The sequence below is a fragment of the Methyloceanibacter sp. genome (genome assembly GCF_041573655.1).
In the GTDB taxonomy this organism is placed as follows: Bacteria; Pseudomonadota; Alphaproteobacteria; order Rhizobiales; family Methyloligellaceae; genus Methyloceanibacter.
Genome location: NZ_JBFFQD010000003.1, coordinates 65,228 through 81,532, shown reverse-complemented (window position 1 = coordinate 81,532; position 16,305 = coordinate 65,228). Strand labels below are relative to the sequence as shown.

Annotated in this window: 20 protein-coding genes; 11 read left to right on the top strand and 9 right to left on the bottom strand. The window is 63.5% G+C overall.

Translation table 11 applies throughout. From position 1 onward, the window contains the following. Positions 1-128 precede the first annotated feature (128 nt). Positions 129-800: a methyltransferase type 12 gene (locus tag ABY454_RS01600; protein ID WP_372928420.1), complete on the bottom strand. Its 672-nt coding sequence runs from the start codon at positions 798-800 to the stop codon at positions 129-131. A gap of 101 nt (positions 801-901) precedes the next feature. Then, entirely contained in the window at positions 902-1,690 is a 789-nt protein-coding gene (locus ABY454_RS01595) for a TorF family putative porin (RefSeq protein WP_372928419.1), read from the bottom strand. A gap of 437 nt (positions 1,691-2,127) precedes the next feature. On the opposite strand from ABY454_RS01595, the gene ABY454_RS01590 reads away from it, so the two are divergent. The 5 genes from ABY454_RS01590 (at position 2,128) to moaE (ending at position 6,240) form a co-directional block, all read left to right on the top strand. After that, complete coding sequence (locus tag ABY454_RS01590) at positions 2,128-2,904, top strand: SDR family oxidoreductase (RefSeq protein ID WP_372928418.1); 777 nt, start codon at positions 2,128-2,130, stop codon at positions 2,902-2,904. Between the two features lie 64 nt (positions 2,905-2,968). Continuing rightward, a complete protein-coding gene (gene uvrC, locus ABY454_RS01585; RefSeq protein WP_372928417.1) occupies positions 2,969-4,885 on the top strand; it encodes an excinuclease ABC subunit UvrC in 1,917 nt (638 codons plus the stop codon). A gap of 20 nt (positions 4,886-4,905) precedes the next feature. Continuing rightward, positions 4,906-5,517: a CDP-diacylglycerol--glycerol-3-phosphate 3-phosphatidyltransferase gene (gene pgsA / locus ABY454_RS01580; RefSeq protein ID WP_372928416.1), complete on the top strand. Its 612-nt coding sequence runs from the start codon at positions 4,906-4,908 to the stop codon at positions 5,515-5,517. Further along, positions 5,517-5,768, top strand: coding sequence for a molybdopterin converting factor subunit 1 (gene moaD / locus ABY454_RS01575; protein ID WP_372928415.1), 252 nt, complete (start codon positions 5,517-5,519; stop codon positions 5,766-5,768). Before pgsA ends, moaD begins: the two co-directional genes overlap by 1 nt. Before the next feature lies 1 nt (position 5,769). Then, positions 5,770-6,240: a molybdopterin synthase catalytic subunit MoaE gene (gene moaE, locus ABY454_RS01570; RefSeq protein WP_372928414.1), complete on the top strand. Its 471-nt coding sequence runs from the start codon at positions 5,770-5,772 to the stop codon at positions 6,238-6,240. Here moaE and ABY454_RS01565 read toward each other — a convergent pair whose 3' ends face one another. From ABY454_RS01565 to ABY454_RS01555, 3 genes are all read right to left on the bottom strand, one after another. Next, entirely contained in the window at positions 6,241-6,552 is a 312-nt protein-coding gene (locus tag ABY454_RS01565) for a hypothetical protein (protein ID WP_372928413.1), read from the bottom strand. An 85-nt stretch (positions 6,553-6,637) separates the two neighbouring features. Next, positions 6,638-7,333: a 5,6-dimethylbenzimidazole synthase gene (gene bluB / locus ABY454_RS01560; protein ID WP_372928412.1), complete on the bottom strand. Its 696-nt coding sequence runs from the start codon at positions 7,331-7,333 to the stop codon at positions 6,638-6,640. A 172-nt stretch (positions 7,334-7,505) separates the two neighbouring features. Further along, positions 7,506-8,399: a branched-chain amino acid aminotransferase gene (locus ABY454_RS01555; RefSeq protein WP_372928411.1), complete on the bottom strand. Its 894-nt coding sequence runs from the start codon at positions 8,397-8,399 to the stop codon at positions 7,506-7,508. Between the two features lie 192 nt (positions 8,400-8,591). Here ABY454_RS01555 and ABY454_RS01550 point away from each other — a divergent pair, with 192 nt between their 5' ends. Genes ABY454_RS01550 through ABY454_RS01535 form a run of 4 tightly spaced genes read left to right on the top strand, consistent with a single transcriptional unit; the run spans position 8,592 to position 11,638 of the window. Beyond that, a complete protein-coding gene (locus ABY454_RS01550) occupies positions 8,592-9,179 on the top strand; it encodes a MarR family winged helix-turn-helix transcriptional regulator (protein ID WP_372928410.1) in 588 nt (195 codons plus the stop codon). 3 nt (positions 9,180-9,182) lie between these two features. Further along, the gene (locus tag ABY454_RS01545) at positions 9,183-9,896 is read left to right on the top strand and encodes a response regulator (RefSeq protein ID WP_372928409.1); all 714 of its coding nucleotides are present in this window, start codon (positions 9,183-9,185) and stop codon (positions 9,894-9,896) included. Beyond that, on the top strand, positions 9,893-11,275 hold the full coding sequence (locus tag ABY454_RS01540) for an ATP-binding protein (RefSeq protein ID WP_372928408.1): 1,383 nt from the start codon (positions 9,893-9,895) through the stop codon (positions 11,273-11,275). Before ABY454_RS01545 ends, ABY454_RS01540 begins: the two co-directional genes overlap by 4 nt. Before the next feature lie 21 nt (positions 11,276-11,296). Beyond that, positions 11,297-11,638, top strand: coding sequence for a hypothetical protein (locus ABY454_RS01535; protein WP_372928407.1), 342 nt, complete (start codon positions 11,297-11,299; stop codon positions 11,636-11,638). A gap of 5 nt (positions 11,639-11,643) precedes the next feature. On the opposite strand, the gene ABY454_RS01530 is transcribed toward ABY454_RS01535, so the two are convergent. The 4 genes from ABY454_RS01530 to ABY454_RS01515 all read right to left on the bottom strand — a co-directional run bounded on the left by ABY454_RS01530 (position 11,644) and on the right by ABY454_RS01515 (position 14,174). Then, positions 11,644-12,315: a TetR/AcrR family transcriptional regulator gene (locus tag ABY454_RS01530; protein WP_372928406.1), complete on the bottom strand. Its 672-nt coding sequence runs from the start codon at positions 12,313-12,315 to the stop codon at positions 11,644-11,646. An 85-nt stretch (positions 12,316-12,400) separates the two neighbouring features. Next, positions 12,401-13,222, bottom strand: a complete 822-nt coding sequence (proC, locus tag ABY454_RS01525; protein WP_372928405.1) for a pyrroline-5-carboxylate reductase — start codon at positions 13,220-13,222, stop codon at positions 12,401-12,403. Then, positions 13,219-13,716 (bottom strand): YbjN domain-containing protein, encoded by a 498-nt coding sequence (locus tag ABY454_RS01520; RefSeq protein ID WP_372928404.1) that lies wholly within the window; start codon positions 13,714-13,716, stop codon positions 13,219-13,221. Before ABY454_RS01520 ends, proC begins: the two co-directional genes overlap by 4 nt. Positions 13,717-13,910: 194 nt before the next feature. Beyond that, a complete protein-coding gene (locus ABY454_RS01515; protein WP_372928403.1) occupies positions 13,911-14,174 on the bottom strand; it encodes an accessory factor UbiK family protein in 264 nt (87 codons plus the stop codon). Positions 14,175-14,336: 162 nt separating this feature from the next. On the opposite strand from ABY454_RS01515, the gene lgt reads away from it, so the two are divergent. Both lgt and ABY454_RS01505 read left to right on the top strand, forming a co-directional pair. Then, the gene (gene lgt / locus ABY454_RS01510; RefSeq protein ID WP_372928402.1) at positions 14,337-15,161 is read left to right on the top strand and encodes a prolipoprotein diacylglyceryl transferase; all 825 of its coding nucleotides are present in this window, start codon (positions 14,337-14,339) and stop codon (positions 15,159-15,161) included. Beyond that, positions 15,116-16,285, top strand: a complete 1,170-nt coding sequence (locus tag ABY454_RS01505; protein ID WP_372928401.1) for a class I SAM-dependent methyltransferase — start codon at positions 15,116-15,118, stop codon at positions 16,283-16,285. The genes lgt and ABY454_RS01505 overlap by 46 nt, the downstream gene beginning before the upstream one ends. The last annotated feature ends 20 nt before the right edge of the window (positions 16,286-16,305 follow it).

Genomic DNA, 16,305 nt, shown 5'->3' with positions numbered 1-16,305 from the left:
ACGGCCTCAAGGGTAGTGCCCTACCCTTACCGACCGTTAACGACGAACCGGGGCGAAACTGGGTAGGGTTAGCGGCGGGTTAATGGCCATCCCGAGACGGACTTTGGCCTGCAATGACCCTGCGAGGCTCAGCGCGCCGTGAACAAGGCCACAAGGCCGTCCTGCTCGATCCTCACGGTAGCGAAACGCTGCCGGAGCCCGTCGGTCAGAGCCTCGATGCCGTCGGCGCCGTTATTGAACACGCCCTTCTTGTTGTAGAGATCGAGCAAACCCCGCGCCGCGATGTTGGGCACAACCCCACGGCCAAGAATCGTGGCGCCGAACAGCCTCGCCCCCTCCGCCATGAACGGCTTGAGGTGGTCGACCGCCACCAGCTTCTCAGACATGGTGCCCGGCAGGCAGTGCAGCACATAGGTCAGGCCCACCGAGGTGAATGGCGCGAGATCGAACTCCAGGGGCGCCAACAGATTGGCTTGGCGCAATGCCGGCCGGAACCGCGCCAGCCGGCGCCCCGCCAAATCAAGGCAATGCACGTTGATGTCGGCCAAGACCAGCCGGTCGAAACCCGTGCCGGCGCGATCGAGAAACAGCCCCGTGCCCACCCCTGCTTCCAGGTGATTGGCTGACAGGCCTTGCGCGTAGAGTTCGACAAGCCGTGATGCCGGACACCGCCAGGCAAACCGGTTGGACAGCCCATGCACCGCGAGATCGTAGAAACGGAGCGCGGCAGGCGTGTAGACCGCGTGCGCCTTGGCGATCGCGGCAGCGTCAGGAACGCCCGCGTCCATCTTCTCGCCCATCCCGCTCATGGCCCCGCATATGCCACCGAACCGGCACCAAAAAAGGGCGCCGCAAGGGCGCCCTTTTTAGGTGGGAAGTGCTTTTGGGGAAGTTCTAAACCCTAAAACGATGCGCTCAGGGTTCCCACGACACGCGAGTCGCAGATAGATGTACAGGCACCCGAGCTGATGTCGGTATCCCAGTAGCGAACGTCGGCGGAGAAGTTGTCCATGAAACCGAGAGTCAGACCGGCGTTCCAATAGGTGTAGTCACCATTACCTTTGAGCGACTGGAAACCAACCAGGGCGCTCACGCTCGGATCAAAAAAGTTGAACAGCTGATTGCTAAAGACGTATTCACCCGCGAGCTCAACGGCGTTGGCGCTACCGGTCTCACCGAAAAACTCGGGCGACCAGTAATTGGTAACACCAACCGTCAGAGCGTCCATGAACGTGTAGGCCATACCAGTCTTCAGCTCGAAATAGTCAAATTCGCCGCCCGGGTCGAACGCGCCCGGATAGGTGTAGTAAATACCGCCAATGTCGAAGCTGATCCCCTTCCACTCCGGTGCGATACCCGCGTAGTAGTCAATCTCGATATTGGCGAGGTCCTGCCCGGCCGGGCCGCCACCGAAGTCGACATTAGAGCCCCACATGCCGATATAGAAAATGCCGTAGGCCGCATCCAATGAAGCCTGCACCGCCGGGTTCTCATCCGTCTGCGAGATGCCTCGGAAAACATAGTCGGTTGTAAAGGCCGCCGACGCGCTAAGGGAAAATCCTCCACCCACAGCACCAGGTGCGTCCTTCTCTTCAAGTTCTGCAATCTGCGCTTGTGCCGGCATAGCCATCCCCGTGACCAGTGCCGCACTCAAGAGAGAAAGCTTTAGAATCCCCGCTTCCCGAACCATTATCCTGTCTCCTGCTTTTTGATCGCCTGTCCCTTTGGGATGCAGCCTGCGTTGTGTCCGCAGAGCAACGTCCTCGTTGCCCTGACAATAGTCGGCACCCCCTTTTAAGCAAAGAAAAAGCAAGGCGTTTTAAAAACGAGCGGGGCTGTGTGACTATTCTGCAATGGTTCAAGAACTTTGATGCCACATTGGGCTCATGACCTTCGCCGCGCTGCACAAACGCGCAGTTGAAGTGCACACAAGACAGGCATTTGCTTAATTACCGGGCGAATACCAGCGCTGGCAACGGCTTGCGCGCGTGACGGCTTCCATCTTTCGGGGAGTTTTTGGCCGGCCCAACAGCGGCTTGTTCGGAATCAACCCCTCCCCTAGAGTGCGATCTCTCCGCCGCGAAATCCTTGACAACTGGCCCTTTCCCGCTTCCCCCAAGGCACGCCATGGCTGAACAGAGCTTCCACGGGACCGCGCTCGTGACCGGGGCGGGCCGCCGGCTTGGCCGGGCCATCGCGATTGGCTTGGCCCAAAGCGGGTGGCGGGTGGCGGTCCACTACCACGCGTCCGAGGAGAAGGCCTTCGCTGTCGTGCAGGAGATCGAATCGTTCGGGGGCCGGGCTGTGGCCGTGCGGGCCGATCTTCGCCTCGATGACCTCGGAGCCTTGGTGGCGTCATGCGGCCGGGAGCTAGGGCCTCTGACCTGCCTCATCAACAATGCCGCCTGTTTTGAGTGGGATACCGCCGAAACCGTCGATGCCGAGACCTGGCAGCAGCATTGCGACCTCAACCTAAAAGCGCCCGTGTTCCTGACCCAGGCCTTCGCCAAGGCGCTGCCGGAAGGCGAAACAGGCAATGTTATCAATCTGATCGACCAAAAGGTGTGGCGCCTCGACCCCGGCTACTTCTCCTACACGATCGCCAAGTCGGCCCTGTGGACGGCGACTCAGACCCTGGCGCAGGCCCTGGCCCCGAGAATCCGGGTCAACGCCGTCGCGCCGGGACCCGTCCTGCCCAACCGGGACCAAACGGACGCCGAATTCGAACGCGAATACCAATCCACCCTGCTGAAACGCCCGGTGTCCATCGAAGACGTCACAGCCGCGATCCGGTTTCTCCTGGAAACGCCCTCGATCACCGGCCAAATGATCGCGCTGGACGCCGGACAGCATTTGGCTTGGGAGCCGCCTATGTCCGCGGCTCTTGAACGCCTGAGCCGTTAGACCATACTTTCGCTGAAGGTCGGCGCGGACCGCCTCGGAGAAGCGCCAAACCCCTCGTGATCCCATGTCCTTAGAGAACCCCGACACCCCCGCCTCGCCTCCGGCGCGTGCGCGCAAGGCTGCGAGCGGTGTCGAGACCGGCGCCGCCGTCATCGCCCGCCACGCTAAGACGGCGCCCGCAGGCCCCGGCGTCTACCGCATGTTCGATGCTGAGAGCCAGGTGCTCTACGTGGGCAAAGCGCGGCATCTGAAGAAGCGCGTCCAGAGCTATGCGCGGGGCACGGGCCACAACAACCGCATCGCCCGCATGATCGCCGATACCGCGAGCATGGAGTTCGTCACCACAAAGACGGAGATGGAGGCGCTGCTTCTTGAGGCGAACCTCATCAAGCGGCTGAAGCCGCGCTTCAACGTAGTGCTGCGGGACGACAAGTCCTTCCCCTTCATCTTGATCGCGCGCGATCACCCCATGCCGCAGATCCTAAAGCATCGCGGTGCGAGGAACCGCAAGGGCGACTATTTCGGCCCCTTCGCCTCGGCCGGCGCCGTCACCCGCACCATCAACACATTGCAGCGCGCCTTCCTGCTGCGCTCGTGCTCCGATACCTATTACGAGACACGCCTGCGGCCCTGCCTGCTCTACCAAATCAAGCGATGCAGCGCGCCTTGTACCGGGGAGATCACCGAACAGGACTACGGTGCACTGCTGGAAGAGGCGCTTGCCTTCTTGCGCGGCGAGAGCGACGAGGTGAAACATCGCCTGCACGCGCTGATGAACGAAGCCAGCGAGGACCAGGACTACGAACGCGCGGCGAGCTTTCGCGATCGCCTGACCGCGCTGTCCCATGTTCAATCGCACCAGGGCATCAACCCGCACACGGTGAAGGAGGCGGACGTCTTCGCCGTCCATCAGGACGCGGGCCAGACCTGCATCCAGGTGTTCTTCTTCCGCAGCGGCAATAGCTGGGGCAACCGCGCCTACTTCCCCCGCGCCGACAAGGCGCTTGGTCCCGAACTGGTGCTGGAATCGTTCATCGCCCAGTTCTACGACGACAAGCCGCCGCCCAAGCACATCCTCCTGTCACATGACATCAAGGGGCGCCGCCTGCTCGCCGAGGCGCTCGCGCTCAAGGCCGGTCACAAGATCACCGTGACCACGCCGCAACGCGGCGAGAAGCGCGAGCTCGTTGACCACGCGCTGGTCAACGCGCGCGAGGCCTTGGCACGGCGTCTTGCCGAGCACGCCAGCCAAGCTGCGATCTTTGCCCGCCTCGCCGAGGTGCTGGACCTCGACGAAAGCCCGGAGCGAATCGAGGTCTACGACAACAGCCACATCTCCGGCTCAAATCCCGTCGGCGCCATGATCGTGGCGGGCCCGGAGGGCTTCATCAAAGCGCAGTACCGCAAGTTCAACATGAAGGGCGAGGACCTCGCGCCCGGCGACGACTACGCCATGATGCGCGAGATGCTGAACCGGCGTTTCAGCCGGCTGGTCAAAGAAAGGGACAAGGACCAAGGCGAGGGCTGGGCCGCGCCCGATCTGGTTCTGATCGACGGCGGCCCGGGGCAGCTCTCCGCGGCGCAAGGCGTCCTGGACGATCTCGGCCTTTCGGACATCCGCATCGCCGCGGTGGCCAAAGGCCCGGACCGCAATGCCGGCCGCGAGCGCGTCTACCAGAAGGACAAAGCGCCTTTGCTTTTGGAACCGCGCGACCCTGTGCTTTATTGCATCCAGACGCTCCGGGACGAGGCCCACCGGTTTGCCATCGGCGCCCACCGCGCCCGGCGCAAGAAAGGCATCACCGCCTCGCCACTGGACGAGGTGCCGGGCATTGGCCCCGCGCGCAAACGGGCCTTGCTGAAGTATTTCGGTTCGGCCAAGGCCGTCAGCCGCGCTGGCATTACCGATCTCGAGGGCGTTGGCGGTATCAGCGCACAGATGGCAAAGACGATCTATGATCACTTCCACGAGCGCGGCTAGTTGAGCGGAACGGACGGGATATGGCGGAACAAGGTTTGGCAGGCGGACGCGGAAGCAATTGGAGACATTTCGGCAGCCTGCCGAATATCCTGACCTATGGCCGCATTCTTGCGGTGCCGGCACTCGTCGCCTCTTTCTTCGTGACGGGCGATTGGGGCCGGTGGCTGGCCATGTGGATTTTCATCGCCGCCGGCGTCAGCGACTTCCTCGACGGCTATCTCGCCCGCGCCTGGCAGCAACAAAGTGCTCTTGGCCAGATGCTCGATCCCATCGCCGACAAGCTGATCGTCGCCGCCGCGCTTCTGATGCTTGCCGCCGACGGCACAATCGCCGGCTGGTCGTTGTGTGCCGGCGTGATCATTCTTTCCCGCGAAATTCTCGTGTCGGGCTTACGCGAATTTCTCGGTACGTTGAATGTCGGCGTGCCGGTCACCAAACTGGCCAAGTGGAAAACCTTGGTGCAGATGGTGGCCATTGGCTTCCTGTTGGCAGGCTCCGCCGGCGACAAGATCTGGCCGTACACGACTCTGTTTGGCCTGACGCTTCTTTGGATTGCCGCGATCCTCACGATTTACACCGGCTATGACTATCTGCGCGCCACGTTCCACCACGTGGTCCCTGAGGACGAGTAATGCGTCTCCTGTATTTCGCTTGGGTGAAAGAGAAAGTCGGACACGCCGCCGAGGACGTCGAAGTGCCGGGCGATGTCGCCACCGTCGCCGAGCTGATCGCCTGGCTGAAGACGCGCGGGCCTGAGTTCGCGCATGCCTTCGAACGCGCCGAGGTGATCCGCGCGGCCGTCGACCAGACCCACGCGCGGCATGACGCGAAGATCGGCGACGCGCAGGAGATCGCCTTCTTCCCGCCCGTCACCGGAGGCTGAGGTGATCCGCATCCAGACCGAAGACTTCGACATCGGCGCGGAAATCGCCGCGCTGCGGTCCGGCCGCACCGATATCGGCGCCGTCGTCAGCTTCACCGGCACCGTGCGCGATCATGCCGGCCAAGAAACGGGCGACATCACCGAGATGACGCTCGAGCATTATCCCGGCATGACCGAAACAGAGCTTGCGCGCATTGAGGCGGAAGCAAAGAAGCGTTGGCCGCTACAAGCTTCGCTCATCGTGCATCGGGTCGGTACGCTGAAACCCGGCGACAACATCGTGCTGGTCATCACCGCCTCCACCCATCGCGACGCCGCCTTCGACGCCGCGCGCTTTCTCATGGACTACCTCAAGACACACGCGCCGTTCTGGAAACGCGAGAGCGGTCCGGCCGGCGACAAATGGGTCGAGGCGAAGGAAAGCGACGATGCGGCAACGACGCGCTGGTCGCGAAACAACGCGGCCGAGTAGCTAGCGCACCCGGATGATGCGCGCGTTCGGCGGCAGCACTTTCTGGTACGGCCCCCAGACGCAGACATCGCGCCATTCGCAGAAGCCGCGATTGCAGACCCGCTGATATTTGCAGGAGCGGCACTTATAGACGGGCCGGCAGCCCGAACAGCGCGCGATCTCCTGGCAGTCCCTGAAGGCCTTGGCGGGCGCGGCGATCGGCGCGGGCGCGGCATCGTTCAGCCCCGGCAGCCAAGGGGCCCCAGCCTGGCCGTCTCCGGCCGGCAGCGCCAGCAAAGCCATTAGCCCAGCCAATACGAGCGTGATACGCACGAGATCGCCCCCCTAAATCGCGGTGCCCCACCGCTGGACCAAGAGTGCCCTTTGAGCCCTCCGGGATCAAGCATCGCGCGAAGGCTCACCGGCGGATAACGACCCTGTCCGGCGCGTGTCGATGCTCCCAGCCAGCCCGCTCCAGCGCCGGCGTGTCGTCTTCTTCTTGCGGATAGCCAACGCATAAGAGCCCGATAAAGGTCCAATCCTTGGGCACGTCGAGGATCTCCGCCATGCAGGCCGGATCGAGGATCGACACCCAGCCCAGCCCCAAGCCTTCCACCCGCGCGGCAAGCCACAGCGTATGGATCGCCATCACCACGGAGTAATCGATGGTCTCCGTCATGGTGAGACGGCCAAGGCCCGAGCCTTGGGTCGTGTCCCGGTCGGCGAATACGGCGATTTGTACCGGCGCTTCGTCGAGCCCCGCCAGCTTGAGCCGCGCATAGAGCGCCGCCCGGTCGGGCTCCTGCATGGCCAGCGCGTCTTTGTTGCAAGCCTCGAAATTGGCGCGGATGGCGGCGCGGCGGCCGGCGGCCTCCACCAGCACGAACCGCCAGGGCTCGCTGAGTCCCACGGACGGGGCCAGACACGCCAAGCCGATCAGCCGGTCGAGCATGCCTTCGGGAAGTGCATCGCGCTTGAAGCGGCGCACGTCCCGCCGCCAGCGCAGCAGGTCGTAAAGCCGCGCGCGGAACGCGGCGTCGAACGCCGGTGCCGCCTTGGGCGGCTCTTCTTCCGTTGGCGTGCGCTGCACGACTTGTGGGCTGAGCGAACTCATGGCGGGCGACATTAGCACGGCTCGCCTCGCGCCAAGCCCGCTCTTATCCGCGCCTCCCGATACAGGAATACAGTCCTAGTGCGGTTCGAACGGACGTCTTGTGTAGGAAAATCGTGGAAGAACGGCTCGATGGTGCTACTGCCGAAGAAGAGTGACTGCAGCCAAACAGTGCCTACCCCGCCGCGGCGACCTTGGCCTGCGCGGGCCGCACCAGCGCGGCGTAGTCGTTCATCAGCGTGCGCGTAATGTCGCCGACTTCGAACGTGTAGTCGCCGATCGAACCGACCGGCATGACCTCTGCGGCGGTGCCGGTGATGAAGCACTCGGTGAAATCGGCAAGCTCTTCCGGCATGATGCCCGTCTCGATCACTTTCCAGCCGCGCTGCTTGGCGAGCCCGATGACCGTGCGCCGCGTGATGCCGTCGAGGAAACAGTCGGGCGTCGGCGTATAGATCACGCCGTCCTTCACGAAGAAGATGTTCGCGCCTGTGCACTCGGCGATCTGTCCGCGCCAATCGAGCATCACGGCATCGGCAAAGCCTTCGCGTTCGGCGCGGTGCTTCTCGATGGTGCAGATCATATAAAGACCCGCCGCCTTGCTGTGGACCGGCGCGGTCGCCGGGTCGGGCCGGCGGTATTTGGCGAAGGTGAACTTCAGCCCCTTCTCGCGCGCGGCCGGATCGAAATACGAGCCCCAGTTCCACGCGGCGATGGCAACATTGATCGTCGTCTTCTGCGCCGAGACGCCCATCTGCTCGCTGCCCCGCCAGGCGAACGGCCGGACATAGGCGTCGGACAGATTATTGGCGCGCATGACGTCCCGCGCCGCCTTGTCAAGCTCGGCGACGGAATACGGAACCTCGAAGTCTAGGATCTCGGCGGAGGTGTGCAGGCGCTGATTGTGCTCGGTGAGCTTGAAGATCTCGCCGTCATAGGCGCGCATGCCCTCGAACACGGCGCTGCCATAATGCAGCGCATGGGTGAGAAGATGCACCTTTGCGTCGGTCCACGGGATCAGCTCGCCATTGAACCAGATAACGCCTTCGCGCTGATCGAAGCCCGACATCACGTCTCCTCCACGCCAAGGACAGGCCGTTCTGAGTTGCGGCCTCGATCCCAAAATCACTCAGGTGCCCCTCATACCATCTGCCTAAACAATTGCGAGCAAGGGGCAATTGCGCGAGCAGGCGGCGAGGCGTATCAAGGACTGAATTAAGTCAACATGGCTGACATAAACCAAGCGGAAAAATATGTCAACATGACTGACCTAAATGCACCGATGGGCCGGGGCCGCAAAGCCGCCGGCGACGATCCTGGCAAGGGCACCCCGGAGGGCAAGGGCACAACTGTGCCCGAGGCCAAGCTGCAGGAATTTGCCGAACTCCTGTTCTTTGCCTATCGCGACTTCACGGGCGATCCGGACGCCATCCTCAAGGATTTCGGCTTCGGGCGCGCCCATCACCGGGTGCTCCATTTCGTCAACCGCCATTCGGGCTTGCGCGTCGCGGACCTGCTGGAACTGCTCAACATCACCAAGCAGAGCCTCTCGCGCGTGCTCAAGCAGTTGATCGATCAGGGCTACATCGCGCAGCAAGCGGGTGCCTCCGACCGTCGGGAACGCCTCCTGTTCCCCACCCAGCGCGGCCGCGCCCTGGCCGAACGCCTCGCCGCGCCCCAAATGGTACGCTTGGCCAATGCGCTTGAGGCGGCCGGCCCCGGCGCCGAGGCGGCGCTCCGCCGTTTTCTCGAGGCCATGATCAATGCCGAAGATCGGCCCAAAGTCTCCTCCATAATGTCCGCATCTCCAGCCGATCCCGAAAACGGCGACAAGGGAAAAGCGACTTAGATCATGCCGACAGCCATCAAGACCCATCGCGGCGACGGCCCCGACGACAACGCCCCCCACATTCTTGTGGTGGACGACGACAGTCGCATTCGCGATTTGCTGGCGCGCTATCTTCACGATCACGGCTTCCGCGTAACGACGGCCATCGATGCGGAGACCGCACGCGCGTCCATGCGCGGTCTGTCTTACGACCTGCTTATTCTCGATGTGATGATGCCAAAGGAGTCCGGAATCGATTTTGCCAAGGCGCTGCGGGAAAACAACCAAGTGCCCATCCTCATGCTCACCGCGCGCGCCGAACCCGAGCAGCGCATCGAGGGCTTGGAAACGGGCGTCGACGATTATCTCGCCAAGCCGTTCGACCCGCGCGAACTCCTATTGCGTGTCGGCAATATTCTGCGCCGTGGCACGAGCACACCTGCCACGGGCGAGATTCGCATGGGCGACTTTGTGTTCCATGTCTCACGCGGCGAGCTGCAGCGTGATGGCGAGACCGTGCGCCTGACCGAACGCGAGCGCGAACTGCTGCGCTACTTCGCGCGGCACCCCGGCACGCCGGTCTCCCGCCACGAACTGGCCAAGGGGTCCGACTCCGGCGGCGAACGCGCCGTCGACGTGCAGATCAACCGCTTGCGGCGCAAGATCGAGAACAATCCGACAAACCCCGTCTATCTCCAGACCGTCCGCGGCAAAGGCTATATTCTGTACTCTGAATGATGACCGCGATCTCCAATACCGACGCGCTCCCGCGCGAAAGACGCCGGCCCTTCCGCTGGCTGCTGGCCCAGTTTGGCGACAGGATGCCCAAGGGCCTCTATGCGCGCGCCTTGATCATCATCATCGCGCCCGTGGTGCTGCTGCAATCGGTGGTGACATTCGTATTCTTGGAGCGTCACTGGCAGACGGTGACGCACCGCCTGTCCACGAGCACGGTGCAGAACATCGCCCTGCTTATCGACCTCTACGAGGAGTTTCCGAACAAACAAGACGTCGCGACCTTGACGAACCTCGCGCAAAACAATCTCGGCATGCGCGTGCGCTTTGCGCCCGGCGAAGAACTGCCGCAAGCGCGCTCCAAGCCGTTCTTCGATCTTCTCGACACCACGCTCTCCGATGGACTGAAGCGCCGCATCAAGCGTCCGTTCTGGATCGATACGGTGGGCCGATCCGACTATGTCGATATTCGCGTCAAGCTGGACGACGCGGTGATGCACGTGCTGGCGCGCCGCAGCCAGACCTATGCATCCAACTCGCACATCTTTCTGGTGTGGATGCTTGGCACGTCGCTGGTGCTCCTGACCGTGGCGATCCTGTTCCTGCGCAATCAGATCAAGCCGATCCTGCGCCTGGCTCATGCAGCGGAGAGCTTTGGTAAGGGCCGCCCGATGCCGGCCGACTTCCGGCCGCGTGGCGCGCGCGAGGTCCGGCAAGCCGCGCACGCCTTCATCGAGATGCGCGACCGGATCGAGCGTCATGTCGAGCAGCGCACCGTCATGCTTGCCGGCGTCAGCCACGACCTGAGAACCATACTCACGCGCTTCAAGTTACAGCTCGCGATGTTCGAAGAGACGCCGGAGCTCGAGGCCATGCACGCCGACGTCGACGAGATGCAAGCCATGCTCGAGGACTATATGGCCTTTGCAAAAGGCGATTCCGGCGAAGCCATCGGCCATGTCGATATCGGCGAGGTCTTGGGCGAGGTGAAGGACCATGCCCATGGCGACAAGACCATCGACATCGCGATCGAGAACGCCCCGCTTGTGGTGCCCGTCCGCCGCCACGCCTTCAAGCGTTCCATTACGAATCTGGTCAACAACGCCGCGCGTTTCGCCGACCATGTCACTGTCAGCGCAGCGAAACATAACGGCACCCTCACCGTCGAGGTCGAGGACGACGGGCCGGGCATTCCCGAAGACGAGCGGGAGCACGTGTTCCGCCCCTTCTACCGTGTCGATCATGCGCGCAATCAGGATTCCGGATCGACCGGGCTTGGCCTTGCCATCGCCCGGGACATCGCCCGCATCCATGGCGGCGACATCGCCCTCAGCCAGTCCAGTCTCGGCGGGCTGAAAGCCGTGCTAAAAGTGCCTGTCTAAAGTCCTTTGGGAGACGTGCCGATGCAGAAGACCATTGCCGGACTGGCTGCGATTGCCGCCGTGGCGTTCGCAGGCCCCGCGCTAGCCCAGTCGGAGACGGAACGAATTCAGGAGACCGAGCAGCCGGGCTCGGAGCTCGAACTTAATCTCGACTCCGACGGCGCGGTCGAATTCGGCCGCAAGGGCACGCTCGATGCGCAAGACGGCGTATTCGGACCGCCGGAGAGCGACCCGCTCCAACTCGGCGGACCGTTGGGTGAGCGCGGCCTCCCTCTCGGTCCGAATGAGATCGACGCGGAACTTCCGGGCGAAGGTCCCGAGAGCCTCTCCGGCCCGGACGACGACGACCCGCTGCCCTACTAAGCGGATCAGACGGATGTTGCCGGCGAAGGCCCGGATGCCGGCGGCTGATCCTTGGGCTCAGAGCTCCGCTTCCAGCCGCGCGGCAGAAGCCCGCACAACATGCTGCAGGTCTTGTCCATCCTCTCCAGCATGCGCTCGCCATTGCCGAGCGCGCGGTCGAGCGTCGCCATGGTCTTGTCATGCGATGGCGAGGCGTCCTCCAGCCAAACCTTGAAGACCCGGCCATAGATCGCCGTGAGCCCAGCGACCCGCACCGCCCCAGGTGCGCCATCGAGCTTCGCGCCCGCGCCCGCCAGCATCCAGTACTGAGCGCCGAGCGTTGAGCACGCGAGCGCCGAGGCCTCACCCGGCCGGCAGCGCAAATGGCATGCGATGCGTTTCAGCGCGGGCTTGTAGGGCGTCATTACCTCGAACCGCGTCATCACCATGTCGAACACGCGGTCACGCACACTCTGGTCCGGTCCCGGCTTCGACTTGGAGAGCACTTCCGCATCCACCTCGGACTGAAAGGCTCGCAAGATGCCGCTCTTGCAGGCGAACTCGCGCCTGAGATCGGCGAGATCGAGGCCAGCGTGCCGCGCGATGTCGGGCAGCGTGACGTCGCCCCAATCGCGCTGCTCAGCAAGCACCAGCGCAGCCCGCACGGCTTTGTTCCGTTTGGAAAATTCGTTGAACATGGGGGATCTCCTCAGACAGTCACCGTTGGCCGATAGGATAGGCCCTTTCAGTGGCCATCTAAAGACGGTCGAAAAGCCATTGATCTTAAGAGGACAGCTCGCCCGAGCGCTTGGCCGCCGCGGCAACGGCGCGGGCCATCAAATCCTTCAGGGCCTCGTCACCCATCAGCACCTTCAGAGCCGCCGCCGTGGTGCCCTTGGGCGAGGTGACGTTTTTGCGCAGATCGCCCGGTTCCAGATCGGAGCGCCGCAACAGCTCACCCGCGCCGGCGACTGTCGCCCGCGCCAGCTGCTTGGCAAGATCGTGCGGCAGTCCGGCCTCGATGCCGGCCGCCTCCAAACATTCGGCGAACAGGAACACATAGGCAGGGCCGCTTCCCGACACCGCCGTGACGGGATCGATCAGCGCCTCGTCCTCCACCCAAACCACCTCGCCGACGGACGCGAGCAGCGCATCGCATTCGCGCTTCTGCGCCGCCGTGACATTGGCATTTGCGACACACACGGTAATCCCGCGCCCCACCGCGGCCGGTGTGTTGGGCATGGCCCGCACCACCGCAACAGTATCGGGCAGGTCGCGCGACAAGCTTTCCAACGTGCGTCCCGCGGCGATCGATAGGATGACCGTCTCCTCACCGAGCAGCGGCTCCATCTCCCGCAGAAGTGCTGCGGCCACGTCCGGCTTCACAGCGATCACCACAACGGCAGGCGGCGCCGGCAATTGAGGCGCATCCTCCGCCACGATGCCGTGCTGGCGCGCGAACGCGCGCATGCCGTCCGACAGCGCGGGGTCTTGGATCAAAACGGTTGCGGGGTCGAGGCCCTGCTTGAGCCATCCCTCGAGCAGCGCCCCACCCATCTTGCCCGCACCAACGAGGAGCAGCGGACCGGCGAGGCGGAGTGTCATGCGGTTCCTTGCGTCTCAAGCAACGTGGCGGCCAGGGCCTCTTCGGCCGACCTGCCCGCCCACAATACGAACTGGAAGGACTGATAATAGCGCTCGCACGCTTCCAGCGCCGCCTTTAGCAGCCCCTCGCATTGCCCGATATGGGTCTTCGCGCCCGCAAGCAAAAGCCCGTTGCGGTAAAGCAGCATGCCATCATCGCGCCACAGGTCGAAATGGCCGAGCCAAAGCTGCTCGTTGATCTGCGCCACCAGCCGGTGGACTTCCGGCAGCCGCGCCTGGGTCACCCGGAAATCGAAGGCGCTGGCCAGATGCAGCGCTTCCAGGTCTTCCCGCCACGTCAGCGAGATGTGGTAGTCGCAACTGGTCCCCGCGACGGACAGAGTCAGCTCATCGGGCGCGCTCCGCTCGAAGGTCCAGTCGTGAGTCGTCGCAATCTGTTCAACCATGTCCACCGGGTTGGTGAAGTGGTCGTAAGTCGGTTGGATAGAAGCCATGCGTCTCCTCTGAGGGCCTCTTCAGGGGATCCTGCGCACGAGAAACAGCTGCCGCGAATCAGTAGATGAATCAGTTATATAATGGGGAGTCAGCGAGTAGAACGCCGCCAGAGTCCCGATTGCGCGAATTGCTGTGGATGGCTTGGGAAATCTGTGGATAAACCGGAGTTCAGACTCGACTCTAGACCGTGCCCCTACTTGCCCTTCTTGCCTTTGCCCTTGGCTTCCAAGGCGGCGATGCGGGACTTCAGGAGTTCGTTCTCTTCACGCGCTTTTTGCGCCATCGCCTTGACTGCTTCGAACTCCTCACGCTGCACGACATCCAGATCGCGCAACACGCGCTCGGCCTGCGCGCGGACCACGCTGTCGACTTCCTTGCGCACGCCGTCGGCCGCGCCCGCCGCGTCGGTCAAGAGCTTGCCGAGCTCATCGAAGAACCGTCCGGTTGTCTGCGTCATGACGAGAAGTCCCTTGAAATCGTGAGCTGAAAACAAACTGTCATCGCTTGCGACTATTGCCTGCCGCAATGCCCGAGGCAAGCCGCGCCGGGCGAGGCTTGCCGCCTTGACAGCTTTGTTCGGGCGGTAAAGGGTCGCCCCGTCTTTCGAACCGGAGTCGTGATGCAGCTTTTCGTTCTCACCTACCCTGTCATCGACCCCGTCGCAATCGAAGTCGGGCCCGTGGCCGTCCGCTGGTACGGCCTTGCCTATATGTCGGGCATTCTGCTGGGGTGGCTTTACGCGCGCCGCCTCGTGGCCCGCAAGGACCTTTGGGGCGGCAAGCCGCCCATGACGGTCAGTCAGGTTGACGATTTCCTGCTCTGGATCACGCTCGGCATCGTGTTGGGCGGCCGCCTCGGGTTCGTCCTGTTCTACGAGCCGAGCTTCTTCTGGAACAATCCCTCGCAAATCCCGGCGATTTGGAATGGAGGCATGGCCTTCCACGGCGGGCTGCTCGGCGTCGCCCTAGCCGTCTATGTCTTCTCGCGCGTCAAAGGCATCAACGCGCTATCGCTCGGCGACATCGCCTCCGCCGCGACGCCGTTCGGCCTGTTCTTCGGCCGCGTCGCCAATTTCATCAATTCCGAAGTGGTCGGCCGCACCACCGACGTGCCCTGGGCCATGGTGTTCCCAAACACAGACGGGCAGCCCCGGCACCCAAGCCAACTTTACGAGGCGGCGCTCGAAGGCGTGGTGCTGTTCATCATCTTGCGGATCGCCACTCACTACTACAAAGCGCTGGAGCGGCCCGGCACCGTGTTTGGCCTGTTCCTCATCTTCTATGCTCTCTTCCGCAGCCTGATCGAGTTCGTGCGTGAACCCCATGCGGGCCACCCCATGGATGTCGCCTTCCTCACGCCGGGGATCGTCTACTCCGTTCCCATGGCGCTGATCGGCGCATGGCTCATCTGGCGCGCAAGGCGGAAGCAAGCCCCGGCCGTGTGATGAAAGCCGAGCGCGCGCCGCACAGCTCCAAGAGCACGCTGCTTGCGGCGCGGCTGAAAGCGCGCATCGCGCGGAACGGCCCCATCAGCGTCGCGGACTACATGGGAGCCTGTCTGGCAGACAAAGACGCCGGCTATTATTCCTCGCGTCAGCCCATTGGCGCCGATGGCGACTTCATCACCGCACCAGAAGTCAGCCAGGTCTTTGGCGAGCTTCTCGGGCTATGGGCCGTCGCCGTGTGGCAGTCCATGGGCGAACCGAAACCCGTCACCGTCGCCGAACTCGGGCCGGGCCGTGGCTCGCTGATGTTGGACGCAATGCGTGCCTGGCGGAGCGTACCGGAGTTCTTGGACAACGTGACCGTCGCCCTGGTGGAGACAAGCCCCGTCCTGCGGGAGGCGCAGCGGACGGCGCTGTACGACGCAGGCGTGCCGGTCCAATGGCACGATGAGGTCGGCGGACTGCCACAGCATCCCTCGATCCTCATCGCCAACGAGTTCGTCGATGCCTTGCCCGTCCGGCAGCTTGTCTGGCGGGAAAACCAATGGCGCGAGCGCTGCGTCACCATTGCCTCGAAAGGCGGCTTTGCCTTTTGCGAAGGCGCCCCCATCGCCGATGAACCCTTGCAGGCATTCGGCCAGACGTTGAATGAGCCGGACGGGACCATTCTCGAAATCAGGCCCGGGGCCGACGCACTCATGTCCGCGCTCGGCGCGCGCGCCCAAGCCACGCCGTTCGCAGGCCTGATCGTCGACTATGGTCACGAGCAAACCGTGTGCGGCGATACGCTACAGGCCGTTTCCCGCCACAAATTTGCCGACCCTCTCGAGGCGCCGGGGGATGTCGACCTCACCGCACATGTGGACTTCGCCGCGCTGAAGGATACCGCCGCGGCGCAAGGACTGATCGCCTACGGGCCGATGCCGCAAGGCGCGTTCTTACTTGAGCTCGGTCTGGAGGCGCGCCGCGACCAATTGTGCGCGAGCGCGACCGCGGAACAGCGCCAAGACATCATCTCGGCCACGAGCCGCCTCGTCGACCCGGCGGCGATGGGTATCCTGTTCAAGGCGCTGGCGCTGACAAGCCAGGGACTTGCACCGCCGCCGCCCTTCGGAGACATTTAACTGCAAACGAGCGCAGGCCA

Bases quoted from the DNA above. Each gene is read 5' to 3' on its own strand.
- ABY454_RS01545 (WP_372928409.1), top strand. From the start codon at position 9,183: ATGCCGACAGCCATCAAGACCCATCGCGGCGACGGCCCCGACGACAAC.
- ABY454_RS01600 (WP_372928420.1), bottom strand. From the start codon at position 800: ATGGGCGAGAAGATGGACGCGGGCGTTCCTGACGCTGCCGCGATCGCC.
- ABY454_RS01535 (WP_372928407.1), top strand. From the start codon at position 11,297: ATGCAGAAGACCATTGCCGGACTGGCTGCGATTGCCGCCGTGGCGTTC.
- ABY454_RS01520 (WP_372928404.1), bottom strand. From the start codon at position 13,716: ATGGCTTCTATCCAACCGACTTACGACCACTTCACCAACCCGGTGGAC.
- ABY454_RS01595 (WP_372928419.1), bottom strand. From the start codon at position 1,690: ATGGTTCGGGAAGCGGGGATTCTAAAGCTTTCTCTCTTGAGTGCGGCA.
- ABY454_RS01515 (WP_372928403.1), bottom strand. From the start codon at position 14,174: ATGACGCAGACAACCGGACGGTTCTTCGATGAGCTCGGCAAGCTCTTG.
- moaD (WP_372928415.1), top strand. From the start codon at position 5,517: ATGCGTCTCCTGTATTTCGCTTGGGTGAAAGAGAAAGTCGGACACGCC.
- lgt (WP_372928402.1), top strand. From the start codon at position 14,337: ATGCAGCTTTTCGTTCTCACCTACCCTGTCATCGACCCCGTCGCAATC.
- uvrC (WP_372928417.1), top strand. From the start codon at position 2,969: ATGTCCTTAGAGAACCCCGACACCCCCGCCTCGCCTCCGGCGCGTGCG.
- pgsA (WP_372928416.1), top strand. From the start codon at position 4,906: ATGGCGGAACAAGGTTTGGCAGGCGGACGCGGAAGCAATTGGAGACAT.
- ABY454_RS01530 (WP_372928406.1), bottom strand. From the start codon at position 12,315: ATGTTCAACGAATTTTCCAAACGGAACAAAGCCGTGCGGGCTGCGCTG.
- ABY454_RS01540 (WP_372928408.1), top strand. From the start codon at position 9,893: ATGATGACCGCGATCTCCAATACCGACGCGCTCCCGCGCGAAAGACGC.
- ABY454_RS01555 (WP_372928411.1), bottom strand. From the start codon at position 8,399: ATGTCGGGCTTCGATCAGCGCGAAGGCGTTATCTGGTTCAATGGCGAG.
- ABY454_RS01505 (WP_372928401.1), top strand. From the start codon at position 15,116: ATGGCTCATCTGGCGCGCAAGGCGGAAGCAAGCCCCGGCCGTGTGATG.
- bluB (WP_372928412.1), bottom strand. From the start codon at position 7,333: ATGAGTTCGCTCAGCCCACAAGTCGTGCAGCGCACGCCAACGGAAGAA.
- proC (WP_372928405.1), bottom strand. From the start codon at position 13,222: ATGACACTCCGCCTCGCCGGTCCGCTGCTCCTCGTTGGTGCGGGCAAG.
- ABY454_RS01590 (WP_372928418.1), top strand. From the start codon at position 2,128: ATGGCTGAACAGAGCTTCCACGGGACCGCGCTCGTGACCGGGGCGGGC.
- ABY454_RS01550 (WP_372928410.1), top strand. From the start codon at position 8,592: ATGACTGACCTAAATGCACCGATGGGCCGGGGCCGCAAAGCCGCCGGC.